This is a genomic window from Collinsella sp. 1033st1_E11_1033SCRN_220408 (assembly GCF_039062465.1).
Lineage (GTDB): Bacteria > Actinomycetota > Coriobacteriia > Coriobacteriales > Atopobiaceae > Parolsenella.
On sequence record NZ_JBCLNF010000001.1, the window covers coordinates 137,692 to 162,893 of the forward strand.

Annotated in this window: 20 protein-coding genes; 10 read left to right on the forward strand and 10 right to left on the reverse strand. The window is 65.7% G+C overall.

All coding sequences use genetic code 11. The features are described from left to right. Window positions 1-42: 42 nt before the first annotated feature. Window positions 43-1,608 carry an amidohydrolase family protein gene (locus ABCN07_RS00570; protein ID WP_343004928.1) on the reverse strand — a complete coding sequence of 522 codons (1,566 nt, stop codon included), beginning with the start codon at window positions 1,606-1,608 and terminating at the stop codon, window positions 43-45. 426 nt (window positions 1,609-2,034) lie between these two features. On the opposite strand from ABCN07_RS00570, the gene ABCN07_RS00575 reads away from it, so the two are divergent. The 9 genes from ABCN07_RS00575 to ABCN07_RS00615 all read left to right on the forward strand — a co-directional run bounded on the left by ABCN07_RS00575 (window position 2,035) and on the right by ABCN07_RS00615 (window position 14,558). Next, the gene (locus ABCN07_RS00575) at window positions 2,035-2,382 is read left to right on the forward strand and encodes an Asp23/Gls24 family envelope stress response protein (RefSeq protein WP_293813926.1); all 348 of its coding nucleotides are present in this window, start codon (window positions 2,035-2,037) and stop codon (window positions 2,380-2,382) included. A gap of 124 nt (window positions 2,383-2,506) precedes the next feature. Beyond that, window positions 2,507-4,171: a DAK2 domain-containing protein gene (locus ABCN07_RS00580; RefSeq protein ID WP_343004929.1), complete on the forward strand. Its 1,665-nt coding sequence runs from the start codon at window positions 2,507-2,509 to the stop codon at window positions 4,169-4,171. Between the two features lie 15 nt (window positions 4,172-4,186). Next, window positions 4,187-6,397, forward strand: coding sequence for an ATP-dependent DNA helicase RecG (locus ABCN07_RS00585; protein WP_343004930.1), 2,211 nt, complete (start codon window positions 4,187-4,189; stop codon window positions 6,395-6,397). Next, complete coding sequence (rsmD, locus tag ABCN07_RS00590; RefSeq protein ID WP_343004931.1) at window positions 6,394-6,969, forward strand: 16S rRNA (guanine(966)-N(2))-methyltransferase RsmD; 576 nt, start codon at window positions 6,394-6,396, stop codon at window positions 6,967-6,969. The genes ABCN07_RS00585 and rsmD overlap by 4 nt, the downstream gene beginning before the upstream one ends. 3 nt (window positions 6,970-6,972) lie before the next feature. After that, the gene (gene coaD / locus ABCN07_RS00595; protein WP_293813930.1) at window positions 6,973-7,488 is read left to right on the forward strand and encodes a pantetheine-phosphate adenylyltransferase; all 516 of its coding nucleotides are present in this window, start codon (window positions 6,973-6,975) and stop codon (window positions 7,486-7,488) included. 765 nt (window positions 7,489-8,253) lie between these two features. Further along, the gene (locus ABCN07_RS00600; protein ID WP_343004932.1) at window positions 8,254-8,805 is read left to right on the forward strand and encodes a MarR family transcriptional regulator; all 552 of its coding nucleotides are present in this window, start codon (window positions 8,254-8,256) and stop codon (window positions 8,803-8,805) included. 248 nt (window positions 8,806-9,053) lie between these two features. Next, window positions 9,054-10,838, forward strand: coding sequence for an ABC transporter ATP-binding protein (locus tag ABCN07_RS00605; RefSeq protein WP_343005163.1), 1,785 nt, complete (start codon window positions 9,054-9,056; stop codon window positions 10,836-10,838). Then, window positions 10,831-12,726, forward strand: coding sequence for an ABC transporter ATP-binding protein (locus ABCN07_RS00610; protein ID WP_343004933.1), 1,896 nt, complete (start codon window positions 10,831-10,833; stop codon window positions 12,724-12,726). The genes ABCN07_RS00605 and ABCN07_RS00610 overlap by 8 nt, the downstream gene beginning before the upstream one ends. 260 nt (window positions 12,727-12,986) lie before the next feature. Continuing rightward, window positions 12,987-14,558 carry a C69 family dipeptidase gene (locus ABCN07_RS00615; protein WP_343004934.1) on the forward strand — a complete coding sequence of 524 codons (1,572 nt, stop codon included), beginning with the start codon at window positions 12,987-12,989 and terminating at the stop codon, window positions 14,556-14,558. 135 nt (window positions 14,559-14,693) lie between these two features. Here ABCN07_RS00615 and mnmA read toward each other — a convergent pair whose 3' ends face one another. From mnmA to ABCN07_RS00630, 3 genes are read right to left on the reverse strand one after another with little or no spacing between them, the layout of a single operon-like run. Continuing rightward, on the reverse strand, window positions 14,694-15,773 hold the full coding sequence (gene mnmA / locus ABCN07_RS00620) for a tRNA 2-thiouridine(34) synthase MnmA (protein ID WP_343004935.1): 1,080 nt from the start codon (window positions 15,771-15,773) through the stop codon (window positions 14,694-14,696). Further along, a complete protein-coding gene (locus ABCN07_RS00625; RefSeq protein WP_343004936.1) occupies window positions 15,770-17,017 on the reverse strand; it encodes a cysteine desulfurase family protein in 1,248 nt (415 codons plus the stop codon). The genes mnmA and ABCN07_RS00625 overlap by 4 nt, the downstream gene beginning before the upstream one ends. Window positions 17,018-17,034: 17 nt before the next feature. Continuing rightward, window positions 17,035-17,715: a hydrolase gene (locus tag ABCN07_RS00630; RefSeq protein WP_343004937.1), complete on the reverse strand. Its 681-nt coding sequence runs from the start codon at window positions 17,713-17,715 to the stop codon at window positions 17,035-17,037. A 300-nt stretch (window positions 17,716-18,015) separates the two neighbouring features. Here ABCN07_RS00630 and ABCN07_RS00635 point away from each other — a divergent pair, with 300 nt between their 5' ends. Then, the gene (locus ABCN07_RS00635) at window positions 18,016-18,441 is read left to right on the forward strand and encodes an Rrf2 family transcriptional regulator (RefSeq protein WP_343004938.1); all 426 of its coding nucleotides are present in this window, start codon (window positions 18,016-18,018) and stop codon (window positions 18,439-18,441) included. A 109-nt stretch (window positions 18,442-18,550) separates the two neighbouring features. Here ABCN07_RS00635 and ABCN07_RS00640 read toward each other — a convergent pair whose 3' ends face one another. The 6 genes from ABCN07_RS00640 to ABCN07_RS00665 form a co-directional block, all read right to left on the reverse strand. Further along, entirely contained in the window at window positions 18,551-19,084 is a 534-nt protein-coding gene (locus tag ABCN07_RS00640) for a hypothetical protein (RefSeq protein ID WP_343004939.1), read from the reverse strand. 467 nt (window positions 19,085-19,551) lie between these two features. Next, window positions 19,552-20,484, reverse strand: coding sequence for a DUF4268 domain-containing protein (locus tag ABCN07_RS00645; RefSeq protein ID WP_343004940.1), 933 nt, complete (start codon window positions 20,482-20,484; stop codon window positions 19,552-19,554). 4 nt (window positions 20,485-20,488) lie between these two features. Then, the gene (locus tag ABCN07_RS00650; protein WP_343004941.1) at window positions 20,489-23,638 is read right to left on the reverse strand and encodes a DEAD/DEAH box helicase family protein; all 3,150 of its coding nucleotides are present in this window, start codon (window positions 23,636-23,638) and stop codon (window positions 20,489-20,491) included. 179 nt (window positions 23,639-23,817) lie between these two features. After that, window positions 23,818-24,267, reverse strand: a complete 450-nt coding sequence (locus ABCN07_RS00655) for a hypothetical protein (protein ID WP_343004942.1) — start codon at window positions 24,265-24,267, stop codon at window positions 23,818-23,820. An 11-nt stretch (window positions 24,268-24,278) separates the two neighbouring features. Continuing rightward, window positions 24,279-24,695, reverse strand: a complete 417-nt coding sequence (locus tag ABCN07_RS00660; protein ID WP_343004943.1) for a helix-turn-helix transcriptional regulator — start codon at window positions 24,693-24,695, stop codon at window positions 24,279-24,281. 11 nt (window positions 24,696-24,706) lie between these two features. Then, window positions 24,707-25,132 carry a hypothetical protein gene (locus ABCN07_RS00665; protein WP_343004944.1) on the reverse strand — a complete coding sequence of 142 codons (426 nt, stop codon included), beginning with the start codon at window positions 25,130-25,132 and terminating at the stop codon, window positions 24,707-24,709. Window positions 25,133-25,202 lie beyond the last annotated feature (70 nt).

The window sequence follows — 25,202 nt, forward strand, 5'->3', positions numbered from 1 at the left end:
GTCCCTTTGTCAACTTTTTTGGCGTGATGGCGGGCGGGTGGGCTAGCAGGCTCCGTGGCCGAGCATGCCGCGCGCGATGGCGGCGGCGACGCCCTGGTGCTGCGGGCGATACGGGCGGCCTTGGAGGAGGAGCTCCTCGACCTTGATGCGCTCGAGCTCGGCGGTGGGCACCTCGTAGGGGTTCTCGGAGAGGATCACCATGTCGGCGAGCTTGCCGGCCTCGAGAGAACCGCGGTCGCGCTCGTCGAAGGTTACCCAAGCGCCGTTGTAGGTCGCGGCCCTGAGCGCCTCGCGGATGGTGAGCGACTGGCCGGGCGTGCTGTTGTTGCAGGCGCGGTGCAGCCAAAGGATGGGATCGGGGTCCGTGCAGGGCGCGTCCGAACCGAGGGAGATCACGATGCCGGCGTCGGCGATGTCGCGAAGCGGGTTCAGGCGGCCGACGCGCTCCTTGCCGAGGAGCTCAACGAGATAGGACTCGGGCTCCTGCGGCCAGTCGATGAAGGAGGACTGCATCGGGAAGTGGATGCCGTGGCTCGCGCAAAGGGCGATGCCCTCGGGCGTGGGCAGGTTATCGTGGATGATGCCGTGGCGGGCGTCCTCGCGCGGGAACTCGTCGAGCGCGCGGGCGAGGCAGCGGGCCGCCTGGTCAAACGCGGCATCGCCTATGGCATGGACCTCGATCTGGAGGCCGGCGCGGTTGGCGGCACGGCAGAACTCGAGGACCTGCTCGTCGGTGTAGTAGAGGACGCCCTTGTCGTCGGTGCCCTCGTAGGGCTCGTGCATCGCGGCGTCCTTCGAGCCAAAGCAGCCGTCGAGCGCGCAGGCGAAGCATCCGCCGATGCGCGGCAGGTGGCGCTTGGTGGCGACCTTCGGGTCGAGCGACTGCGGGAAGATGCGGATCTGGAAGCCGCTCTGGGCGCTCTTGGCGAGCCACTGCTCGAGCGATATGTCGAGGTCTCCGGTGAAGCCGACGCCCGAGACGTCGTGGACCATGCCGATGCCCCTGCTGGCGAGGTAGTCCATCGCGTGTTGGATGTTCTTGACGAGCTCGGGGATGGAGAGCGAATCGGTGATGAAGTTCGAGACCGCGAAGAAGGCCTCCTGGTTCATCTCGCCCGTGTTCGGGTGGTAGCCGCGGAGGACGGAGACCTTATCCTCGACCTTCCTGAGCAGGGGAGTGTTGACGACGCAAGCGTGGCCGTCGTACTTCACGATCATGAGCGGGCGGTCCGGGCAGACGGCGTCGAGCTCCTCGCGCGTGACGAGGCGGCCCTCCTCGACAGAGTAGGGCGAGGCGCCGAAAGCGATGAGGGTCTTGGCGGATGACCTGGCGGCGAACTCGCTCACCATCTCGCAGATTTGGGCGTTCGTTCGAGCGTTCATGACGTTGAGGCCGGCGTTGAACGTGGCGAAGCTAGCGAGGTGTTCGTGCGTGTCGACGAAGCTCGGACAGAGGGCGCGGCCGGCAAGGTCGACGCGCTCGCCGGTGACGTAGCGTTCGGGCAGGTTATTGCCCACGTAGACGATGCGGCCGCCGTCTTCGACGAGGTAGCGCGCCACGTCGTCCGTGGCGTTGACCGTGAGGATGGTGCCTTCGTAGACCTTCATTCGTGTGTCCTTACGTGTGGGCACGGGGGTGCCGGGCGGGTTTGCGACATCGGCGCCGCGAGCGGCGTGCGGCGGTCATCCGGCGCTCGTGCGATGGTGGGTGCCGGGCGACCGCTGCTTCATGCGACCCGCCCCGTGCGAGCGCGAGCCTTTGTTCACGAATAGTGTTCACATGTATAAGGAGTCTGTAAAGAGTGAACATGAAAAATAAGCGGCGAACGTGCCAGCTCTTTCCCGGAACGGTTCTTTTGGGCGGAGCCGGGCGCCGCTCGGGTGCGGACGTGGCGATACGCGGGTCTCGCACAGCTGCCGCGCGCCGTCGCCTGGCTTCGCGCTATACTTCCTTCTACCTATGAAATCTCATGGGCCGCCGGCTTCCCGGTGGCTTGGTGGCCGGTGCAGCCGGCCAAACGAGAGGAGAGACGCATGGCCGATCCCATTCCCGGCACCCTCCGGGTCTCTAACGACGTCATCGCTGACCTCGCCGGTTACGCCGCGTTCGAGTGCTACGGCGTCGTGGGCATGGCCTACACGGATGCCCAGGACAACATCGTTCGTCTGCTGTCGCTCGGCAGCCTCCGCAAGGGCATCGACGTCACCGTGGTGGATGGTCGCGTCAAGGTCGACCTCCACACCGTCCTCGAGCAGGGCGTCAACATGGCGAGCGTCTCCCGCAACCTCGAGAGCGCCGTTCGCTTCACGCTCAAGGAGGTCGCGGAGATCGACAACGCAGACGTCACGGTCCACGTCGAGGACCTTCGCGCCAACAGGTAGCGCCCACTCGGTCCGGGGCTATCTCGGGCCGTACCCTTGGCCCGGGTCATCTCGGGTCGTCGCACGACGCCCGCAAGCGGGCACCAACGCCGCTAAGGCAATCGATATGGAGAGAGTCCCAAACATGATTTCCAACGTGATTCGCTCGTGCTTCCCCGTCGCCGCCAAGGCTGTGGCCGACAAGTCGGAAGACATCAACAAGCTCAACGTCTTCCCCGTGCCCGATGGCGACACCGGCACCAACATGTCGCTCACGCTCGGCACCGTCGTCCGCGAGGTCGAGGCGCTTCCCGCAGACGCGGACATGGAGGCCGTTGCCAAGGCAATCACGCACGGCTCCCTCATGGGTGCCCGCGGCAACTCCGGCGTCATCACGAGCCAGATTCTTCGCGGCATGGCGGAGGGCCTCGTTGGCTCTCGCGAGCCCGTCACCGCGGCGGACATCGCGGCGGCATTCCGCAACAGCGTGAAGGTCGCCTTCAAGGCAGTCCGCAAGCCGGTCGAGGGCACGATCCTCACCGTCATCCGCGACATGTCGACTCGCGCCGACCGCTGCGAGAAGGAGAAGATGCCGGTCCCCGAGATGCTCGAGGCCCTCGTCGTCGAGGCGTATGAGTCCGTCGCCCGCACGCCCGATCTGCTGCCCGTCCTCAAGGAGAACGGCGTCGTCGACTCCGGCGCCTACGGCTTCGCCACCTTCGTCGAGGCCTTCGTCAACGCCGCCCTCGGCAAGTCCGGCAAGATCGACTTCGAGACCTCCGTCGCCTCTGCCTCCTCCGCGCACGGTGCCGCAGACGCCCGCGTCGCCATCGAGCTCAACGATGACTGGGAGGGCTCGGAGTACACTTACTGCAACGAGTTCCTCTTCAAGGCCGAGGAGGGCTTCGATCCCGACGCCGCCCTCTCGTACCTCGCCACGCTCGGTGATTGCGAGCTCGTCGTCGGTTCCTTCCCGGACTTCAAGGTCCACGTCCACTCTAACGAGCCCAACCGCGTGCTCGAGTACATGCTCAAGTACGGTCAGGTCTACGAGGTCTTCATCCACAACATGGTGATGGAGGCCCACGATCGCACGGCCAGCATCGCCGCGGACCAGGCTGCCGCTGCTCCCGCTGAGCCCAAGAAGCCCCTCGGCTTCGTTGCCGTCGCCGCCGGTGCCGGCGAGGCCGACATCCTCAAGTCCCTCGGCGTCGACGTCGTGGTCTCTGGCGGCCAGACGATGAACCCCTCCACGGCTGACATCCTCGACGCCGCCGCCTCCGCCAACGCGGAGCACGTCATCGTCCTGCCCAACAACGGCAACATCCGCATGGCCGCGGAGGCCGCCGCGAGCGCCTCTGAGGACTTCGAGATCATCGTCGTTCCCACCAAGACCGTGCCGCAGGCGTTCGCCGCCATGTTCGCCGTCGATGTCGAGGCTAGCGCCGAGGACAACGCCGAGGCCATGGTCGAGGCCATCGCCGAGGTCCGCGACGGCGAGGTCACCCACGCCGTTCGTGATTCCCAGGCCGCTGACGGCACCCCGATCCACGACGGCGACATCATGGGCATCGCCGGTGGCGACATCGCCATCGTCGGCTCTGACGTCGAGCAGGTCACCCTCGACCTCATCGCCAAGATGCAGGACGAGGAGGAGGGCGACACCCTCACCATCCTCGCCGGCGAGGACATGGACGAGGAGCGCTTCGACGCCCTGTGCAGTCGCATCGAGGAGGCCCAGCCTGACCTCGAGATCGACGCCCACCGTGGCGGCCAGCCGCTCTACCCGGTCATCTTCTCGATCGAGTAGCCTTCCGGGGCTCGTGTGACCGGCACCTCCGGGGACCTCGCCCGTGCGGCGGGGACCATTCCAGACATAGGCGAGGCGTCGCTGCGCCTCGCGCGCACGCGGGCGTGGGACGGCGATGTCTCGCGCCTGCGTTTTGCTCGAGGGTCTCGCGCTGAGGCCCTCGAACGCCTTGGCGTGGAGAGCGTCCGAGACGCGCTTCTCCACATCCCGCATCGCTACCTCGACTTCACGCGCATCACGATGGTCTCCCAGGCAGACGTGGGCGCCGAGGTCACGTGCGTGGGCGTCATCGACAAGGTGACGCTCAAGCGTCCGCGCCCGCGCCTCCAGATCGTGGAAGTCGCGCTTATCGACGAGACGGGCGTGCTCATGTGCACCTTCTTCAAGCAGCCCTGGCTCGCGGACCAGCTCCATCATGGCGACACGCTCGCAGTTTCCGGCAAGGTCACCTTTGCGTATGGCTTCAAGCAGATGACACCACAGTTCCACGAGGTTGTGGCGCGCGAGGGGGAGGCCGCCTCCCCGTCTGCGTTCGCGCGCCTGCTACCCGTGCATTCCGTTTCCGAGGGGCTGACGCCGGCTTGGATGCGTCGCATCGAGAGCGCCGCGCTCGCTGACTGGGGTGACGCCTGCGACTTCATGCCCGCCAGGCTCGTCGCGGCCCACGGTCTCATGACCGAAGCGCGCGCCATTCGCGAGGCGCACTTCCCGTGCGCCTCGCACGCCGCCGAGCGTGCCCGCCGCCGTTTCGCCTATGACGAGCTGCTCTGCCTGCAGGCGGCCCTTCTCGCGCGCAGGCAGATCGAGATCGCGGAGCTCTCGGCCCATGCTCACGTGACGTCCGGCCCCCACGTCGAGGCCCTGCTCGCCGCGCTGCCGTTCGAGCTCACGGGCGAGCAGCGTGCTGCCGCGGATGAGATTCTCGCTGACATGGCTGCCGCAACGCCCATGAACCGCCTGCTTCTGGGTGACGTGGGCACGGGCAAGACGGCCGTCGCCGCGGTCGCCCTCGCCGCCGTCGCAGATAGCGGCACCCAGGCCGCCGTCATGGCGCCCACGAGCGTCCTCGCGCGCCAGTACGCCGAGAAGCTCGGCCCGGTCTTCGACGCCGCGAACATCACCTGGGCCCTCGTGACGGGTTCGACGCCTTCCGCCGAGCGCTCGTCCACGGCCGTCTCGCTCGCAGCCGGCGACACCTGCGTGCTCTTTGGCACGACGGCAGTGCTCGGCGAGGACCTCGCGTTCGCGGACCTCTCGCTTGTCGTCGTAGACGAGCAGCATCGCTTCGGCGTGGGCCAGCGCTCGCGTTTGCGCTCGAAGGGCGCAGCACCCGATCAGCTCACGATGACGGCAACGCCCATCCCGCGCACGCTTGCGCTTTCCGTCTATGGCGACCTTGCCTGCTCGCGCATCACGGAACGTCCGCATGCGGGGGCCGGCATTACCACGAAGCTCCTCACGCCGGAGAACGCGGACGTCGCCCATTCTGCCATCGCGGAGGCCATCGCCGCGGGTCATCAGGCTTATGTAATCTGTCCGCTTGTCGACGATGCGGATGACGGCTCCGAGCTCGACGACGTGCCTGCCGAGGAGCTCGCGCGCACGGAGGCCAAGCCACACTCCGCGCAGGCGACCTTCGAGCGCCTCCGCGACAGGGTGTTCCGTGACGCGAACGTGGGCCTGCTCACCGGCCGCATGACGCCGGCGGAGAAGGACGAGGCGATGGCCGCGTTCCGCTCCGGCGCCACGCAGGTGCTCGTGTCGACGACGGTCGTGGAAGTGGGCGTTGACGTGCCCAACGCCACAGTCATGATGGTGTGGGACGCCGACCGCTTTGGCCTCGCGACTCTCCATCAGCTGCGCGGGCGCGTCGGGCGAGGGAAGGATCCGGGCACCGTCTATCTCGTCTCTGCGGCACGCGGCACGAGTCCGGCGAAGAGGCGCCTCTCCGCGCTCGAGAGGACGAGCGACGGCTTCGAGCTCGCAGAGACCGACCTGCGCCTTCGCCACGAGGGCGAAGTGCTGGGATACCGCCAGAGCGGTGGCGTGACGCTCCGGCACGTGGACCTGATCGCGGACGCAGACCTCGTAGAGGCCGCGCACACAGACGCGCTCGAGCTCGTCTCGGCGGACCCGTCGCTTTCTGGGCCGAGAAACGCGCCGCTCGCGCGAGAGGTCCGCAGGAGGTTCGGGGCATATTTCAAGGGAGAAAGGGGAGACCAATGAGGATTGTAGGCGGCGAATGGAAGGGGCGCCCGATCGAGGCGCCCGAGGGCCGCGACGTCACGCGCCCGACCACCGATCGCGTCCGCGAGGCGGTTTCCTCCATGATTCTGTCCGCGCGCGGGCTGTCGCTCGAGTGCTCTCGCGCGCTCGACGCGTTCGCGGGGTCTGGTGCCCTTGGGCTCGAGATGCTCAGCCGCGGCGCCTCGTGGTGCACGTTCGTTGACCTCGACCGTGACGCCTGTGCGCGCGTTCGCAGGAACGCGGCGTCGCTCGGCGCCGATCCGATGAGGTACAACGTCGTGCGCGGCGACTCCGCGAGACTCGCCGCTGGTGGCAGGATTGCTGGCGCGCCCTTCGACATCGTGCTGCTTGACCCGCCGTATGCCACCGAGGCCACCGATGTCGCCGCCTTCGTGGAGTCTCTCGATTCCACGGGTCTCCTCACGGAGGACGCTATCATCCTGTACGAGCGCGGCTCGAACCGGCCCACGATCGAACCTTCCGGTTTCGTGCCGCTCAAGCAGAAGCGCTACGGGCACACGTCCGTTGACCTGCTGGGAAGGGATAAGTAGCTCATGGAGAACTCTCACGTGAACCGCATCGAGCACGTTGTGGTGCCGGGCACCTTCGACCCCATCACCTACGGTCACATCGACGTCGTCCGCCGCGCGCGCCGCATTGCCGGTCGCGTGACCGTTGCCGTGGCGGCGAGCCTTGGCAAGAACGGCACTGGTCCCAAGTTCACGTTGGACGAGCGCGTCGAGCTCGCCCGTCGGGCCCTGGCGGACGAGGGCGTGAGCGAGGGCGTCGACGTGCGCCCGCTCACAGGACTCCTCGTCGACTTCTGCCATGAGATTGGCGCGGGCGCCGTGGTCAAGGGCCTGCGCGCGATGACGGACTTCGAATACGAGCTCCAGCAGGCGGACCTCAACTCCCGCCTCGCGCCGGACGTCGAGAGCATCTTCGTGATGAGCAGCCCCGAGTACGGCTACGTGTCGAGCTCCATCGTTCGCCAGCTCGCCGGCCTTGGCGCGGACGTTTCGATGCTCGTTCCGCCCTGCGTCGTGGAGGCCCTCCGCGCGAGGTTCTAACCGCCACGCGAGGTTGCGCGGGCGCAGGTGGCGTGCGCGTAGGCGTGCGTGGCGCGTGCGGCGTGCGCACGGGCGGCGCGCTTTCGCGTCTGACGACGCCGCCCCGGCTGGCGACGTCGCTGCGCGCTGCTGTGGTGGGGCGCTCCCGCGTCTGGCGACGCCGCCCCGGCCGGCGATGCCACCGCGCGTTGCTGCTTCGCCGAGACACGCAGTTCTTCGAGGTATCGGTGCCGGAAGGCGGCCATAGCTCGAGAAGGTGTGAGTTTCGGCGAGCGCGCCTCCGCGGCGGAAGCCAGGCGACATACATTGGGGCGCTGTCTGTGTCGAAACCTCGCCAGCGTTTCCCGCTCTGCCGCGCCGCCTCACTAGAACCCACCTCTTGTAACGTTTCGGTCCCGAAAAACGCCCCGAACCCTTACAGGAGGTGGGTTTTCTCGCCCGCCCCTTCCGTGAGCCCGCACCCGCCCGCACGGCGACGCGCCTGCGCCATCCCCAGCCCGCGAACGCCGACGCGTTCCGGCCGGCGATGCCCCGCGTCTGGCGACGCCGCCCCGGCTGGCGATGCCGCCGCGCGCTGCTGCTTCGCCGAGACACGCAGTTCTTCGAGGTATCGGCGCTGGAACGCGGCCATAGCTCGAGAAGGTGTGGGTTTCGGCGAGCGCTGCTCGCGCGTGGTGCGAAAAGTCCCGCAATTAGACGTTCAATTGATACGAAATCGGACTATACTGAACCAGAATTGTCCGAAACCGTATGATTTGGAAGCCTATGCCGAACGAGGTGCGCTCGAACACGGTCCCCGCCGCCAGCGACGCCGCGCCCGCGGTCCCTGCGGGCCCCATTCCAAGGGATCCGGACGGCCTCATCTCCGTCGGCGTTTGGAACCGCGAGTTCGACAAGCTCTATCGAAAATCTGACCAGCTCTATCACAACCTCGCACGTGGCTGTGGCCTCTCTGACAGCGCGTATTGGCTGCTCTATGCCATCTACGCCCGCGGCAACGAGGCCTCGCTGCGCGATCTCTGCGAGGCCTACTGCCTCAGCAAGCAGACGCTCAACTCGACCCTGCGCACGCTCGAGTCGAAGGGCTACGTCGAGACGTCGTTCTGTGAGGGCAGCCGAAAGGCTAAGCGCGTCGCGCTCACGCCGGCGGGCCGCGCGTTCGTCGCGGCCAAGATCGTGCCCGCAAGTCAGGCGGAGCGTCGAGCGTTCGAGGTGCTCGCCCCCGAGGAGCAGGACGAGATGATGCGGCTCATCGACAAGTACGTCGGTGCGGTCGAGGAGGAGATCAAGAGGATGGAAGGGGAGGAAGCAAGGTGAGTCAGGACAAGGACACGATAGAAAACGAGCTGCGGAGGCAGGCCCGCGAACGCCGCGATGCCCGCCGTGCGGCAGCTCCAGGCGCCAGCGGCAAAGACGCCGCCGGCAACCCCTCCGCATCTGGCGCCGCCGGCAACGACGGTGGCCTTGCCACCTCCGCCAAGCGCGCCTCCAAGTCCGAGGTCGTTAGGCTCCTGGCCAGCCTTCTCGCGCCCTACAAGCGCCTCTGCGCGGGTACCCTCGTGGCGATGCTCTTCGACCTCTCGGGCATGCTGCTCATCCCCACGCAGCTCTCCATGATGATCAACGTCGCCATCACCACGCACGACGCAAACGAGTTCATGACCCACGGCGTCCTCATGCTGGTCGCGGCGCTCTGCGGATCGTTCGGCTACATCACGTCGACGTGGCTCGCCTCGCGCCTGTGCGCCAACGTCGGCCGAGACCTGCGCATGCGCGTCTATCGCGCCTCGCTTGACTTCTCCGCCGGCGACTTCTCGCGCTTCGGCACCGGCTCGATGATCACGCGCACGCTCTCGGACGCAAACGTCGTGCAGCAGACGCTGCTCATGGCCATCCTCATGATCCTGCCCGTGCCCATCATGTGCGCCATCTCGGTGGGGCTGGCGTTCTCGATCGATACGCTCATGGGTTGGGTGCTGCTCACCGTCACTGTGGCGACCATCGCCGTCTCCCTCGTGAGCGTCTTCGCCACGGCGCCGATCTTCACGCGTCTCCAGGGCTTCATCGACTCGATGAACGCGCGCCTGCGCGAGGCCATCACGGGTGTGCGCGTCGTTCGCGCCTTCGGCTGCGAGGACGAGACCCGTGAGCGCCTGGACGAGACCTTCTCCGCCTACGCGGACAATGCCATCCGCGTGAACATGGTCTTCGCCGCGACGGACACCCTGGCGTTCTTCCTGATGAACGCCGTGGAGTCGCTCGTCATGTGGCTCGGCGCCAACCGCGTCGGCGTGCACGCGATGCAGATCGGCTCCATCTCGGCCATCATCGAGTACGCGATGCTCATTCTGTTCTTCCTGATGATGGCGCAGTTCGCGCTCATCTCCGTGCCGAGGGCCATGGCGTGCCTCGACCGTGCGTCCGAGGTGCTGCGCTTCGTGCCCGAGATTCGCGATGCCGAGACCTGCGTGGCGCTCCCCGAGACGCTTGCCAAGCCCGAGGCTGGCGCAAAGGGCGAGGATGCCGCCGCCGCGTCCGTCACAGCCGACAGCGCCGCCGCCGCGCCCGCTGCCACCGCAGCCGGCGACGCCGCCGCGCCCGCTCCCGCCGAGGTCGCCCGCTTCGACCACGTGAGCCTGCGCTTCTCCGACGCGGATGAGGATACCCTCCACGACCTGACGTTCAGCATCCGTCGCGGCGAGGTCACGGCCATCATCGGCAACACCGGCTCCGGCAAGTCGACGATCGCCAAGATGCTCCTGCGCTTCAACGACGTCACCAGCGGCAAGCTCCTCTTCGAGGGCGTCGATGTCCGCGACGTCGCCCAGGCAGATCTCAGGAGCCGCATCGCCTATGTCCCGCAGAAGGCGTGGCTCTTTAGCGGCACCATCGCCGAGAATCTCCGCCACGGCCGCGCCAACGCGACGGACGAGGAGCTCTGGCACGCGCTCGACGTCGCGCAGGCGAGCTTCGTTCGCGAGCTGCCCGGCGGCCTCAACGCTCCCGTGACCCAGGGCGGCACGAACTTCTCCGGAGGCCAGCGCCAGCGCCTCGCCATCGCGCGCGCCCTCGTGCGCCACGCGGACCTCTACGTCTTCGACGACTCGTTCTCCGCGCTCGACTTCAAGACCGACGCGGCGCTTCGCCATGCCCTCACGACCGAGCTCGCGCACGCGGCGCAGCTCGTGATCGCCCAGCGTGTAAGCACCATTCATGACGCCAACCAGATTGTGGTCCTGAAGGATGGCTCGATCGTGGGCCTTGGCCGCCACGACGACCTCATGCAGACCTGCGACAACTATCGCGCCATCGCGGAATCCCAGCTCAGGAAGGAGGTCAGCCATGAGTAACGAAGAAGAGCTCAAGCGCCAGACGCCCGAGTTCGAAGGGGAGCTCAAGCGCCAGGCACCCGAGCCCGAAGAGGAGCTCGAGTACCAGGCACCCGAGCCCGAAGAGGAGCTCGAGGTGCCCGCAAACGCCGCCGCCACGGCCGTGCGCCTTTGGAACGCCGCCGCCGGTCAGCGTTGGAGGCTCGTCCTCATGAGCGTCTTCGCCGTGACCTACGTGACGCTGCAGCTCGGCGCCGTGTCCTACAGCGCCGGCCTCATCGACCTTTTGTGGGGCAACATCCAGGAGTGCTTCGCGCGCGGCGAGAGCTACGTTGTCGCCTTCGAGAACGGCGGCACCGAGATCCTGACGTTCTTCGGTCTCTGGACGCTCTCCTGGGCCTTCTACACCATCAACTCCTTCATTATGGCGAGTTTCGCGGAGCGCCTGAACCTCAGGCTCCGCGAGCAGATCGCGGCCAAGCTCGAGCGCCTGCCGCTCGCGTACTTCGACCGCCACCAGCCGGGCGAGACGATCAGCCGCGCCACGAACGACCTCGATAAGGTCAGCGAGGTGCTGCAGCGCGGCCTCATGCAGGTCGTGAACTCCGGCCTGACGTTCCTCCTTGCCGTCATCCTCATGTTCTCCGTGAGTGTCAAGCTCGCGCTCGTCTTCACGGCGTTCGCCTCGGTGGCGCTGCTCGTGACGAGGTTCTTCGCGATGCACACCCTCACGGCGACAGCCTCGAGGCAGGCGTCGCTCGGCAAGCTCACCGGCTGCGTGGAGCAGGCGTACTCCGGCCGCGCCGTCATCAAGGCGTTCGGCCGTGATGAGGCCAGCGTGGCGGAGATCGGCAAGGCGGCACAGGAGCTCGCGACGGCGTCCGCGTTCTCGGACTTCCTGACGCAATCCGTCGGCCCCGCCATCCGTTTCGTCATGCGTCTGTCGCAGGTCGTGATTGCGTTCCTCGGGGGCCAGATGCTGCTTACCGGTGGCTTTACCGTGGGCGTCTTCCAGGCATTCTTCCAGTACCTCAACCACGCGTCCGAGCCGCTCACGCAGGTTTCGCTCACCGTGAACATGCTGCAGGGAGCCCTTGCCGCCGCGGAGCGCGTCTTCCGCCTGCTCGACGAGGACGAGGTCGAGGCGGATCCGGCGGAGCCCATCGAGCCCGTCCAACCGGTCGAGGGCCGCATCGCCTTCGAGCACGTGCGCTTTGGCTACACGCCGGAGAACCCCCTCATGCACGACGTCTCGCTCGTGGCGGAGCCTGGCCAGAAGATCGCCATCGTGGGCGCGACGGGCGCCGGCAAGACGACGCTCGTGAACCTCCTCATGCGCTTCTACGAGGTCGATGGCGGCCACATCACGCTCGATGGCCGCGATACGCGCAAGATGCGCGCCCGCGACCTGCGCCAGCAGTTTGGCATGGTGCTCCAGGACGCCTGGCTTTTCGAGGGGACCGTGGCCGAGAACATCGCCTACGGCTGCCCCGGCGCCACGCGCGAGGAGGTCATCGCCGCAGCTAAGGCGGCTCATGTCGACTTCTTCATCCACACGCTGCCGGAGGGCTATGACACGGTGCTCGCCGGTGACGCGGAGGCCGTGAGCGCCGGCCAGCGCCAGCTCTTTACCATCGCTCGCGCGATGCTGCGCGACCCGGCGATCCTCATCCTGGATGAGGCGACCTCGAGTGTCGATACGCGTACCGAGCAGGCGATCGTCCACGCGATGGAGAATCTCATGGCCGGCCGCACGAGCTTCGTCATCGCGCACCGCCTCTCGACCATCGTCGACGCGGACCTCATCCTGGTGATGGACCACGGCAACATCATCGAGCAGGGCTCGCACGACGAGCTGCTCGCCCGCGGCGGCGCGTACGCCGAGCTCTACCAGTCGCAGTTCGCGTAGGGGTGGATCGACCCGACGGGGGTGCGCGGGAGGCCTCGCCGTGCTTCATTCGGGTGTCCTTCGGAAAACCCCTCATTTCGCATGGCGAGGCCTCCCGCTGCTTGCTGCGGAGGGGCGATGCCCATGCGGATGGCAGGTGCTCGTCGGCTGCGTGCGGCGGGCAATCGGTGCGTGGCGAGGAGAATCTTTTTCTCGCTCGCGTGGTAGTCTTGGGTTACGGATATTAATTCCCGCGCTGGTGGCGGTGAAGGGAGACAGTAATGGGTTGCACTACAATCCTAATTGGCAAAAAGGCGAGCTACGATGGGTCAACCATTATTGCGCGCAATGAGGATTCCTCTAACGGCACGTTCGACCCGAAGCGCACCGTCGTGGTGATGCCGGAGGATCAGCCGCGCCACTATCGCTCGGTGCTCTCCCACGTCGAGATCGAGCTGCCGGATAACCCGCAGCGCTACACCGCCGTGCCCAACGCGCTTCTCGACGAGGGCATCTGGGGCGAGGCCGGCTTCAACGAGGCCCAGGTCGCCATGAGCGCGACGGAGACCATCACAACCAACGAGCGCGTGCTTGGCGCTGACCCCCTCGTCACGCTTGCGCCCGCGAAGGGCAACCCCGGCGAGGAGGGCTATGAGCCGGAGGTTCCCGGTGGCATCGGCGAGGAGGACTTCCTCACGATCGTCCTCCCGTACGTCAACAGCGCGCGTGAGGGCGTGCGTCGCCTGGGCGAGCTGCTGGAGACCTACGGCACGTACGAGATGAACGGCACCGCCTTTTCTGACGCGGACGAGGTCTGGTGGATTGAGTCCGTTGGCGGCCACCACTGGATCGCCCGCCGCGTGCCGGATGAGGCCTACGTCACGATGCCCAACCAGCTTGGCATCGACGACTTCGACCTCGATGATGCCATGGGTGACCAGCGCGACTTCATGTGCAGCGCGGACCTTCGCGAGTGGATGGCCGCGAACCATCTCGACCTCACGCTCTCTGACGCTGACCTCGGCCTTGCTGGCAGCGAGGAGGGCGCGGTTTGCGCGGACGGCGTTCACACGCGCTTCAACCCGCGCGAGGCGTTTGGTTCCCACACCGGCCGCGACCACGTCTACAACACCTGTCGCGCGTGGATGATGCAGCGCACGCTCAATCCCAGCGACGCCTGGGACGGCCCGGACGCCGAGTGGGGCCCGGAGAGCGACGACATCCCCTGGTGCCGCGTGCCGGAGCGCAAACTCACCATCGAGGACGTGAAGGACGTGCTCTCGAGCCACTACGACGGAACGCCGTTCGACCCCTATGGCAACCTCGGCACCGATGTCGAGCGTCGCCGCTACCGCTCCATCGGCATCAACCGCAACAACCACCTCGCCGTGCTGCAGCTGCGCCGCTATGCGCCCGCGGCCACGCGCTGCGTGCAGTGGATGGCCTACGGCTCGAACGCCTTCAACACCCTGGCGCCGTTCTTTGCCCAGGTTGGCGACATGCCGGCGTACCTGCGCGACACCACGGCCCACGTGACCACGGAGAACTTCTACTGGGCGAACCGCATCATCGCCGCGATCGCCGATGCGCACTTCAACGACAACGTGAACACCATCGACAACTACCGCGAGCGCACGATGGCCTTTGGCCAGCGCGTGCTGCGCGAGACCGACGCCCGCGTCGCCGCGCTTGAGGAAGCCGGCGCTGACACCGCCGAGGTCGAGGGCGTGCTCGAGGTGGCCAACCAGCGCGTTGCCGACGAGCTTCGCGTCGAGACCGACAAGCTGCTCGACAAGGTGCTCTACACCTCGAGCATGCTGATGAGGAACGCTTTCTCGCTGTCTGACCACTAGGAACGGCAGCTGCCCGGGCGCGCCTGAAGGGAGGTCGCGCCTGAGGATTCGAAACGCAGAGGCGCTCGTCACCCACGTGGCGAGCGCCTTCTGTTATCGCGGGCGCGCGGGCCGCGCCGGCCGTGCGAGTGGGCGCTACTCGACGTGCTCGATTGTGCCGCCGCCGAGGACTTCGTCGCCGAGGTAGAGCACCGTGGCCTGTCCGGGCGTGATCGCGCGCTGCGGCGCGTCGAACTCGAGGCGCACGCGGCCGTCTGGAAGCGGCGTCGCCACGCAGGGCTGATCCGGCTGGCGATAGCGCACCTTTGCCGCCGCACGCACGGGCTCAGCCGGCACGTGGCCGGAGACCCAGTTCCACTCGCCGGCGACGAGCGCGCTCGCCATGAGGCGGTCCTCGTCGCCAAGGGTCACGGTATTGGCAACGGTGTCGACCTTGCAGACGTAGACGGGCTTGGCGCAGGCCACGCCCAGGCCCTTGCGCTGGCCCAGCGTGTAGCGAAGCGCGCCTTGATGGCGTCCGAGGACGTTGCCCTCTGTGTCGAGAATGTCGCCCTCGGGCGCGATGCGGCCAGTGCGCTCCTCAATAAAGCGCAGGTGGTCGCCGCCGGGAACGAAGCAGATGCCCTCGGAGTCCTTCTTGTTGGCGCTCGTGAGGCCATAGCTTGCGGCGATGTCGCGCACCTCGGGGTCCTTGAGCATCCCACCCAGCGGAAACATGACGTGGGCGAGGCGCTCCTGCGTGAGGCCGAAGAGGAAGTAGCTCTGGTCCTTGCGCGTGTCGACCCCCTTGAGCAGGTGCCAGCCGGCGACGTCGTGAGTGACGCGCGCGTAGTGGCCGGTGGCGACGTGGTCATACCCGAGCTCGAGCGCCAAGTCGAGCAGGGCGCCGAACTTGAGGTGCCGGTTGCAGGCGACGCAGGGGTTGGGCGTGAGGCCGGCCTCGTACGCCGCGACGAAGGGGTCGATCACGTCGCGAGCGAACTCGCGCGAGTAATCGAAGACGCGGTGCCGGATGCCCGCGTCCCAGCAAGCCTGGCGGGCATCGGCGATGTCGTCGGTGCTGCAGCAGGTACGCTCGCCGGGGCGGTCGTCCTCGTTGGTGGCGAGGCGCATCGTGGCGCCCGTACACTCGTAACCCGCGTCGACCAGGAGCCTCGCGCAGACGCTGGAATCGACGCCGCCGCTCATGGCGACGAGCACGCGTCCGGAAGTCATCGGGCGTCACCTCCCGCTGGTGTGCCGGAGGGCGGGTTGGCAGAGACGTGCGACTGCGCTGTCAGCGTTTCGCCTTGCTTGCGCAGGCGCGCGGCGACCGCGGCGATTGCCTCAGCGGCGCGGTCGACAGCGGCCTCGTCGTTCTCCTCGGCATCGAGGGAGACTCGCAGATACGTGCGTCCCACCTCGGGCGATATGCCCATGGCGGCAAGGACGTGGCTCTCCTCGAGGGCGCCCGCCGCGCAGGCGGAACCCGCGCTCAGGCACACGCCGAGCTCGTCGAGAAGGACGAGGGAGCGCTGGTGGTCGACTCCGTCGAGCGTGATGGCGACGATTCCGGGAAGGCGAAGCGAAGGGTCAGAAGGGCCGAGTACGCGCACCCCCTCGATGTTGGCAAGCCCACGAATAAATCGCCCGCGCAGCGCTTCTACCTGCGACGTATTGGTCTCGAGCCGACCGTATGCCTCGTCGAGCGCGGTCGCCATTCCGGCGGCTCCCGCGACGTTCGAAGTGCCGGCGCGGTGCCCGCGCTCCTGCGCGCCTCCGAGGACGAGCGGTGCTGGAACAACGCGGTGCGAGCACACGAGTGCTCCCATCCCGCGAGGACCGTGGAACTTGTGGGCGGAGAGCGCGAGCAGGTCGAAGCCGTCGCGCGTGAAGTCGATGGGGAGGTGGCCCGCTGCCTGGACGGCGTCCGTGTGGAAGAGCGCGCCTCGCTTGCGGGCCATGCGGCAGACGTCGCGCACGGGTTGCACGGTCCCCACCTCGTTGTTTGCGTACATGAGGGAGACGAGGCAGGTATCAGGGCGCATGGCGGCCTTGACGTCGGCCACGCTGACGAGCCCGTCGGCGTCGGGCTTCACGAGGGTGACCTCGAAGTTGCCGCCATAGGGGCCGTCGGGCGAGGCGAGAAGCTCGAGCATGCGAAGGACGCTCGGGTGCTCGATGGCGGAGGCGACGATGTGGCGCCTGCCCTCGCGCGCACCATAGGCAGCGCCCGTGAGCAGGGCTTGGTTATTCGCCTCGGATCCGCAGGAGGTGAATTCCACCTCGTTGGGGCGCGCGTGGAGGCGCTCGGCGATGCGGCGGCGTGAGCTTTCGAGCACGCGAAGCGCCGCATCGCCGGCGGCGTGCTGGCTCGCGGGGTTGGCGAAGGCGTCGCCAGCATAGACCTCGCGCATGGCGTCAAGCGTAGTGGCACTCGTGCGCGTGGTGGCGGCGTTGTCGAGGTAGATGATAGTCATGAGCTGCGATTAATTGGCTAGGCCAGCGTAGCGGGCGCGGCATCGGCACCCGTGGCGTAGGTTGCGGCGTGCTGGGCGGGCGCGGCTGAGCTGGGCGCGTCAGTCGCGGTGGCCTCGGCCCCATCCGCCTCGTCCCCGTGCGGCGCGGAGGGGGAGTGGCGCATGGCCTCGATCGTCTTCTCCATGAGCGTTGCGAGGTCCCAGCCCAGGCGATCGGCGCCCTGCTCGATGACGTCGCGCGAGCAACCCGCGGCGAACTTCTTGTCCTTAAATTTCTTCTTGAGCGACTTCACCGTGAGGTCGTCGACGCTCTTGGAGGGGCGCATGAGCACCGCGGCGCCGATGAGCCCGGTGAGCTCGTCTGCCGCGAAGAGGACCTTCTCGAGGTCGCTCTTGGGCTCATAGGGCGTGCCGGTGAGACCCCAGCCGTGACTGCAGCACGCGCGGATCACGAGCTCGTCGATGCCGGCCTCGCGCATGAGCTGCTCTTCACGGACACAGTGCTCCTCGGGCCAGCGCTCGAAGTCGAGGTCATGCAGGGTGCCGACGGTCTGCCAGAGATCTGCCTCGTCGGCGTGGCCCATATCGGCGGCGTACCAGCGCAGGACCTCGCCCACGATTCGGCCATGCGTGAGGTGGAACGGGTCTTTGTTGTAACGCTCGAGAAGCTCGAGCGCCTCCTCAGGAGTGGGAACCATGGTCTCTCCTTTGTCTTGCTTGGGCAACCTGGCGGCGATGGCTGCTGCCGGGTCGGGGTGTTTCTGTGGGCAGCGGGAGCTCGTCGATTGTGTGGCGCGCGCGACCGTCGCGCAGCTTGCGCGTGAAGCGTTTGCGTCGCGATGCTGTCGGCAGTTTGCAGAGCGACTGCGATAACCTATTATCCTATAGCAATGATAGGAAATAGCGCGCGACGAACCCTCGGGCTGCGTCACGTGATTGTACGCCCAAGCCTCAGCGCCATGCTGCGCACGTGCGGGGCGGGAAGATCTGGGGGAGCCATGCTCGTATCCACGAAGGGCCGCTATGCCCTCCGCGTCATCATTGACCTCGCGGAACGCGAGGGTGAGGGCTATCTACCCCTTCGCGATGTCGCGCATAGGCAGGGCATTTCCGAGAAGTACCTCGAGAGCGTCCTCAAGACCCTCGTGCGCGACCACCTGATCGAGGGCATGCGCGGCAAGGGTGGCGGTTACCGACTCACGCGTCCGGCGGCGGACTACACGGCGGGCGAGGTGTTGCGTGCGACCGAGGGCTCGCTTGCGCCCGTGGCCGGCCTGGATAACGAGGAGGCCTTCCGTATCGAGGAGCCCAGGTGTCACGAGATGTGGGAGAAGCTCGACGCGCTTATCGAGGACTACCTCGATGGCATCAAGGTGACGGATCTCTGCGTCTCGACGCTCGCGGGCAACGACTACGTGATCTAGGGCCGGCGCATCGGTTACGCGCTTGCCGCGCTGGCCGCGCTTGCCGCGTTGGCCGCGTCTGCGTGCTGGCCCGGTCACACCGCCCGTGCCCCCGTCGCGCCGTTCGCGCTTACGCCTCGCGCACCTCGGACTCGCGAACCCATCCCAGCTCAGAGCACTCGTCTGCGCTGGAAAGCTCGTAGGCGGGCTCGCCGCAGATCTCTCCCACAGCGTTCACGACGCACGGCGTGTTGGTCGCTTCGTCGATCACCAGGTCACCGACGCCAAACCGCGCGGCGGGGCCTGCCGTCTTTTCAGCCACCTCGCGAGCGATGCGCTCCTCAGTTTCGCGGCGGACCTTTCGGTCATATTTCTGCTGGCTAGCTTGGTGGGTGAGATGCCAGCCGCCGCAGTATTCGCACTTGTAGATGTAGAGCGGCCGTTCCTCAGACTCCTCGCAGAAACGCAGGGTCGCGCGGGCCTGATCATACGTGGCGTAGCGGCGCTTCTTCGCGCACGAGTTGGCCATGTGCCACATGTTTTGCTCGACGAGAAGCTCATGGCGCCTCTTGCGATTGGCGCGCTCCGCGCGCGTCTCACGAGTCCGCCTCTGGTCCGGACGCTCGGGTGTCTCGCCGGATTCGTAGCGCTTGATGCTGGTCATTTGCCGTCCTTTGATGTGGTTGTTAGGGACCATGATAGCGGTCGATGGCTAGATGGCCTGCATGTGGGGCTCACTGGGCACGCATTCGAAGCCGCTGTGACAGCAGCGGCTTCTTTTCGGCCGCAAAATGCGGCCGAAAATGGGGTATGGAACCGTCTCTTAATTGAAGCGCCAGTAAAAACTCGCTAAGTAGGGGGCTGTTTCGGGTTTGGCCGAGTAGACGACCGATATGGATCTTTGCCAACTGGGGTTTTGCGGCGAAAAGGCGGGGGCTACTAAGGCCATCTGGGATTAGCCCCCTACTTAGCGACTTTTTTCGTCCGGGCGCCTGGACGCGTCCCCTAGACGTCGCCCATCGGCATGTATGATCACTCGAGAAACGACTCAGCCGAGGAGCATTGACCCGATTCTCGTGCTGTCGAGCAAGCCCGCGCTTCGCCCTAGCCACGCATCCCGGGCAACGCCCTCTACAGCTCAAGCTCCCTGATAATCTTTTTCATCTCGAGCGCCCAGCCGAGCTGCTCTTTGATGAAGTCGTCCCATTTGTCCTGCTGTGTCCTGACCGCGCGCCCGGTCTTGTAGAGACGAATGCCCGACGCCTTGGTCGCGTCGAACACCTTGGCCTTGAGTCCGAGCCTCTGCTCGAAGATGGCCACGTTCGCGATGGCCCTGTGACCAATCTCCTTGTCGTCCGGCACGTAGAACTCGACGCCCGTACGGCCGCCCTTCGTGTCGATAAGCAGCGCCATGTGATACGCCGAACTCTCGCAGCTCAGGGTGGACCAATGATTCTTCGCCGGCTTCCTGGGGCTGAACTCCTTCATGAACTCAGGCGTCGCCTCGGCCACCTCGCGGTATCTCGTCCAATAGGCGAGCTTAATCTTGTCGGTCTCGGACATGCCTTCGCTCGCCTTGACGGCGCGCGCCCACTCGTTGGGCTGTTCGACCACGTTGAAGCGCGGCGCGGGGAGGGAGCCGCCGATGGACCAGACCTCTATCTCGACGAGGAAAAACGCGACCTCTTCATCCGTGTGGGCGTTGAGCCACTCGATGGCCTGGCGATGCTCGTCGCGGGCGTGGCGAACGATCCAGATGACCATCTGGGCGCCCTTGCCGGCGGCGTAGGTGATGATCTTGCCCAGGTGATCGTGGTTGGTGTCCTCGAGCTGGTTCTCGATGATTACCTTGGCGCCTGTGGCCGTGTCAGCGGCGTAGATGTCCACGCGGAAGGAGCCGACGGCAGACTCGACCTCGCGAAGCTCGAGGTCCATCCCCACGGCCTCGCTGAGCAGCGCTAAGCTGCTCTCCTCCGCGAGCCACTTGGTGAAGTCCAGCGCCTCGTGGGGCCAGACGGACTTGAGGTCGACCTTCTTGATCGTCCCAAGGTCATAGTGCTTCATATGCCTACTCCATCCCCTGGATCACGGTGAGCAGATCCTGGTAGCTGTGGACGACGTTATAGCGCACGTCCTCGCCGGAGAACTCGTTGAAGAGCTTTCTGGCGCAGGCGATCTTGCCGCGCTCGATGTCGCGCAGGGTCAGGCTGTCCATGCTGCCCTTGGTCTCTGCCACGAAGAAGACGTGACGCACGCTGCCCTTCTCGAAGGCGATGGCCCAGTCGGGAGCGTAGGAGCCCACCGGCGTGGGAATCTTGAACGTCCTCGGCAGCTTGGCATAGACGGCCACCTTGCCTACGGCGGACTCGAGGTCGCGCGCGAAGTCGCGCTCGCCCTCGGAGTCCCAGATGACGTAGTCCTGCACGCACCGCGATGTCTCGATGGCACGGCTCATGTTCTCGGGCATCTGCTCGGCGAAGATGGTCGAGTCGTACTTGTCATCGAGCTTGTGGTAGGTGATGTGGTCAACCACCATCGTCGCCTTCTCGGCGAGGATGCACCTGGACACCTTTGCGATGAACTCCTCGGGGTTGTCGCGGAACATCCTGAACTTCGCCGGCATGATCCCCTTGAGGATGGCCGCGGCGCTCCTGCGCGTGATCTTCGCCCCGGCGGCAACCTCGCCCAGGAGGTCGTACGTGACGCCGGAGGAGTCCTCGCCAATCTCGTAGTCCCTCCTCGTCATCGTGCCGAATGACTCGCCACGCTCGAGTTTCTCGCGCGATTGGCTCGCGCGCTGGGTCGCCGTCGTCATGACGTAGGACGCCTTGGTAACGTAGAGCTCGGAGTTGATGCGCTCGATGGCCTTGCGCCTCAGCTCCTCGTCGTCGAAGTCGACGGTGTAGGAATGCTTGGAGTTGATCTTGTTCCAGAGCTCCTGGAACTCCTCACGCTTGAAGTTCCGGTTGAGGCGGTTCGCGGTGACCTTCGCGGTGTGTCCGTTTGCGGCGTAGTTATCGAGGGCGTGGGGATCGTAGACGCTCTGGACGAGCTTCTGGATGTCCTCGCGGTAGGCGTAGAGGTGCTCGGGCAGGTCATCGTCGGAGACGGTCGCCAGGCCGGATTCCTTGAACTTGGTCGTGGGCGCGCCGTCGCGGTCGATGAGGCGGTTGATGGTCAGGGCGTACAGGATGTCCTTGCTGTCGGATTCGGTGAGGGTGTAGGCCCTGTCCTCGTTGCCCTGCACGACAAGCCCGGTGAGGAACTTCTCGTTGACAGCCTTCGGTCGGTCGCGCAGCGCGCTCCTGATGTCGGACTGCAGTGCGCGGGTGAACTCGTCGTAGCTCTCGGATGCGATGACCGTGAGCTTGTTCACGCTCTGCACCTCGCTCTCGCCCAGGGTCTCGAGGTCTTGGCGCTCGCCGTCCTGGTTCACGCACAGACGCAGGCCGCGACCGACCTCCTGGCGCTTGCTGGTCTCGGAGTTCGAGTGCTTGAGGGTGCAGATCTGGAAGATGTTGGGGTTGTCCCAGCCCTCACGCAGCGCCGAGTGGCTGAAGATGAAGCGCACCGGCTCGTCGAAGGAGAGGAGGCGCTCCTTATCCCTGAGGATGAGGTCATAGGCGCTCTCGTCGTCGGACTCGTCCTTGCCGCGCTTGACCTTCGAGTCGACGGAGTGGCCCTTCTTGTCGACGGAGAAGTAACCTGCGTGCGTGGAGTGTGCCCCGATGCCGCGGAGCCACTCGAGGTAGCGGCACCTCGCCTCGCCGAGGCCGGCGTCCAGCGACGCGTCGAGGCTCTGCTGGCCGCGACCGTACTCGTCGACGGCGCGAGCGTATTCCTCCTCGAAGATTCGCCCATATTCGCCGAGGCCCTCCTCGCCGTCCTCGTCGTAGACGCGGTACTTCGCGACCTCGTCGATGAAGAAGAGCGAGAGGCACTTGATGCCGCGCGCGAAGAGGGCCTCCTCCTTCTCGAGGTGGCTCTTGATCGTCTCTCGAATCTGCACGCGGCGGATGTCGCGCTCGGCGGAGTCGCCCCAGACCTCGCCGCGGTGAAGCTCGATGCCGTTGAGAAACTTCACGTAGCCGAGTTGCCCGTCGGAGTCGGGGACGATGTCGGCGATGGTGTAGCCCTCGCGGTACGCCTCGAGTTCACCGGACTCGATGTATATGTCGGAGAGGTTCGTGAGCGTCTTGCTGCGCTTGGTCACGGTACCCGTGGCGCCAAGGCGCTTGAACTCGATCACGGCCTCGGGCGCGCGGTCCTTGGAGACCTTGATGTCCTGCAAGTAGAGGTAGCCGTCCGTGCCGCGCATGTTCTTGACCTCGAAGCCCTTGACCTCGATGCGCTTGACCAGGCGCTGGTTGTAGGCGTCGAGGGCGTCGAGGACATAGACCATGTCGTGCTGGTCCTTGTGCGTGGCGGAGTAGTTGAGGCAGGCGAGCGGGTGGAAGCGCTTGATGCCCGCCTGCGTGGCCTTGCCGCCCATCTTCTGGGGCTCGTCCTGGATGACGATGGGGTTGTTGGCGGCGATGACATCGATGGGGCGACGACTGCCAAACTCGTCGCGCTCCGAGTACATGATGCGAGCTTCCTTGGAGCTGCCGCCCTCCTTCATGGAGGTGTTGAACGTCTGCATGTTGATGATCATCACGTTGACGTCGGCACTCGAGGAGAAGCGGTCGATCTCGCCGAGGCGCGAGCTGTCATAGACGAAGTAGCGGATCGCCTTGCCATACTGCTCGAAGAAGTGCTGCTCGGTGTTCTTGAGCGACTTGTAGACGCCCTCGCGGATGGCGATGGAGGGCACGACCACGATGAACTTGGTCCAGCCGTAGAGGCGGTTGAGCTCGAGCATGGTCTTGGTGTAGACGTAGGTCTTGCCCGTGCCCGTCTCCATCTCGACGTCGAGGTTCACGGGGGCGGGGCCCTTGGCGAGCGTCTCGGTCTCGGGGATGCCGTTGGCTCGCTGCACCTTGTGGATGTTGTCGAGCAGCGTGGCGGAGCCGAGTGCGAGCGGGGCGTTGGCGTAGCCCTCGCTTGCCTCGAACTGCTCCTCGAAGCCCGCGATGGTTTCCATGCCGTTCTTGATGGCACCGCGGCCGAGGTCGCGCAGGTAGACCGCGGCACCGGAGTTGGGTTGCCCGGCGAAGACGTCCGCGACCGCCTTGGCGGCGGCTGTCTGGTAGGGCTGGATCTTGAACTTGAAGTGCATGGAGGCTCCAAATCGGGGGAGGAGCGTAGGCGTAGGCGCGAGTTCGCCGTCGTCTGCGCTCGTTGGGTGCGCGCAGCTAATAGGGTATCGCTTAGCGAGGACACTCGCAGGTGTGGCCACCCCTAACGATGTGGGTGGTCATCCGCTCGACCGGTACCCCAGGAACCCTTGCTTGCCGTCTATACGCCGGTGGCCTCGGCGCCTCCGGACAGATAGTCGCGCACGATATCAAGCGGAAGGATCGCGGGGATCATGACCGGGCCTGCCGGCGATAATCCCGACACGGTCATAATGCAAGTCTTTGCATGACCGTAGGCCATGGAGATGGCATTGGAGAGCAAGTACTCGTCTGCTTGTTCGTCGGTCATGGATGTCGGAAGCGACGCGTGCGCGGAGACGAGCACCTCCACGCTTGCCTGCAGCTTCTCTTCGTCGTCGTGCTCGTGGTCTACAAGCGAGGTCTTAACGGTGAGGTTGAGTGCGACGAGGCCCTCGCTGCCTGAGCGCCCGAGCTGCTTGACCGTGAAGTCCAGACCAATCTTTTGGTCCATGTGCTCGGCGGGGCAATCCGCGATTTGGAAAGAGGAGCTGACCAGGAACAAGTCGTCGAGCTGAATCGGCGCAATCATTACGGTTTCCATTATGCTGCGAGACCTCCCTTAAAGAGTGTCAGGTGCTTGGCGTTTCCTGTCTCCCGTGTGGCGGCGATGCTTTGCCTGGCGCGGTCTTCGCCCCAGCCGCTGGTTCTTGCCTCGCTTGACTTGTACCGATACGGGACCTCGGCGACAAACGACGGGGATGAGTTGAATTCGATGGTGATGCCAAGGGCCAGCTCGAACTGCGCGAGGGTCTTGAGGGTCATATTGGACTGAGTGTTTAGGATGTTGGACAGGCGCTGGGGCGTTATGCCCATTCGCTCTGCAAGCTCCTTCTTGCTCAGTCCCTGCCTCCGCATCTCGTCTGCCGCAAGATATGCGAGTTCAAGGGCGTGGTCATATGCGATTGTTTCTGCGGATTTGGTCTCTTCCATAAACGCAGAGAGATCTACGGTCTCCATGGTGCCTCTCCTCATTTGGCTTTCTCTAGGCGCTGTAGCTGCGCGGAAGCCTCCAGTGCGAGTCTCTTTGTCTGCTTGATTTCCCTGTGTATGTTCCCACTGCCTTGATGTCCTCTAAAACGATGGAGCAGAACGATGCGAGCCGGGTCTTTGCAGACTATGTATGCCATCTCGCGAGCCGCTCCGTCAAAGCCCTTTATCTCGTAAAGGCCGGTTTCGGAGTCCAGACATCTGAGCTTTTGCGTCTGGCATGACGTAGCGACGCCGTAATCGATTATCTTTCCCAGTTGCAAAAAGAGCTTGTGGCAGGATTCCCTCAGGCGGCTATCGGCCATGGCCTTCTGGAGCTCGGATAGATTGTGAGACGTCTTCTTGAGCTCCCAAAACACGTGGTCTTCGTCGAGCCGATACTCAACCAGTTCGTAGCCATCGTCCATGTCGCCCCTTTCCGCCGTCTCGGTGCGTCCCCATTAGGCAACTTCACTTATAAGTGAACTCTACCCAATG

Bases quoted from the DNA above. Each gene is read 5' to 3' on its own strand.
- ABCN07_RS00635 (WP_343004938.1), top strand. From the start codon at position 18,016: ATGCTCGTATCCACGAAGGGCCGCTATGCCCTCCGCGTCATCATTGAC.
- ABCN07_RS00640 (WP_343004939.1), bottom strand. From the start codon at position 19,084: ATGACCAGCATCAAGCGCTACGAATCCGGCGAGACACCCGAGCGTCCG.
- ABCN07_RS00575 (WP_293813926.1), top strand. From the start codon at position 2,035: ATGGCCGATCCCATTCCCGGCACCCTCCGGGTCTCTAACGACGTCATC.
- ABCN07_RS00625 (WP_343004936.1), bottom strand. From the start codon at position 17,017: ATGACTATCATCTACCTCGACAACGCCGCCACCACGCGCACGAGTGCC.
- ABCN07_RS00630 (WP_343004937.1), bottom strand. From the start codon at position 17,715: ATGGTTCCCACTCCTGAGGAGGCGCTCGAGCTTCTCGAGCGTTACAAC.
- ABCN07_RS00580 (WP_343004929.1), top strand. From the start codon at position 2,507: ATGATTTCCAACGTGATTCGCTCGTGCTTCCCCGTCGCCGCCAAGGCT.
- ABCN07_RS00645 (WP_343004940.1), bottom strand. From the start codon at position 20,484: ATGAAGCACTATGACCTTGGGACGATCAAGAAGGTCGACCTCAAGTCC.
- mnmA (WP_343004935.1), bottom strand. From the start codon at position 15,773: ATGACTTCCGGACGCGTGCTCGTCGCCATGAGCGGCGGCGTCGATTCC.
- ABCN07_RS00605 (WP_343005163.1), top strand. From the start codon at position 9,054: ATGCTCTTCGACCTCTCGGGCATGCTGCTCATCCCCACGCAGCTCTCC.
- ABCN07_RS00600 (WP_343004932.1), top strand. From the start codon at position 8,254: ATGCCGAACGAGGTGCGCTCGAACACGGTCCCCGCCGCCAGCGACGCC.
- coaD (WP_293813930.1), top strand. From the start codon at position 6,973: ATGGAGAACTCTCACGTGAACCGCATCGAGCACGTTGTGGTGCCGGGC.
- ABCN07_RS00650 (WP_343004941.1), bottom strand. From the start codon at position 23,638: ATGCACTTCAAGTTCAAGATCCAGCCCTACCAGACAGCCGCCGCCAAG.
- ABCN07_RS00655 (WP_343004942.1), bottom strand. From the start codon at position 24,267: ATGATTGCGCCGATTCAGCTCGACGACTTGTTCCTGGTCAGCTCCTCT.
- ABCN07_RS00615 (WP_343004934.1), top strand. From the start codon at position 12,987: ATGGGTTGCACTACAATCCTAATTGGCAAAAAGGCGAGCTACGATGGG.
- ABCN07_RS00610 (WP_343004933.1), top strand. From the start codon at position 10,831: ATGAGTAACGAAGAAGAGCTCAAGCGCCAGACGCCCGAGTTCGAAGGG.
- ABCN07_RS00665 (WP_343004944.1), bottom strand. From the start codon at position 25,132: ATGGACGATGGCTACGAACTGGTTGAGTATCGGCTCGACGAAGACCAC.
- ABCN07_RS00660 (WP_343004943.1), bottom strand. From the start codon at position 24,695: ATGGAGACCGTAGATCTCTCTGCGTTTATGGAAGAGACCAAATCCGCA.
- rsmD (WP_343004931.1), top strand. From the start codon at position 6,394: ATGAGGATTGTAGGCGGCGAATGGAAGGGGCGCCCGATCGAGGCGCCC.
- ABCN07_RS00570 (WP_343004928.1), bottom strand. From the start codon at position 1,608: ATGAAGGTCTACGAAGGCACCATCCTCACGGTCAACGCCACGGACGAC.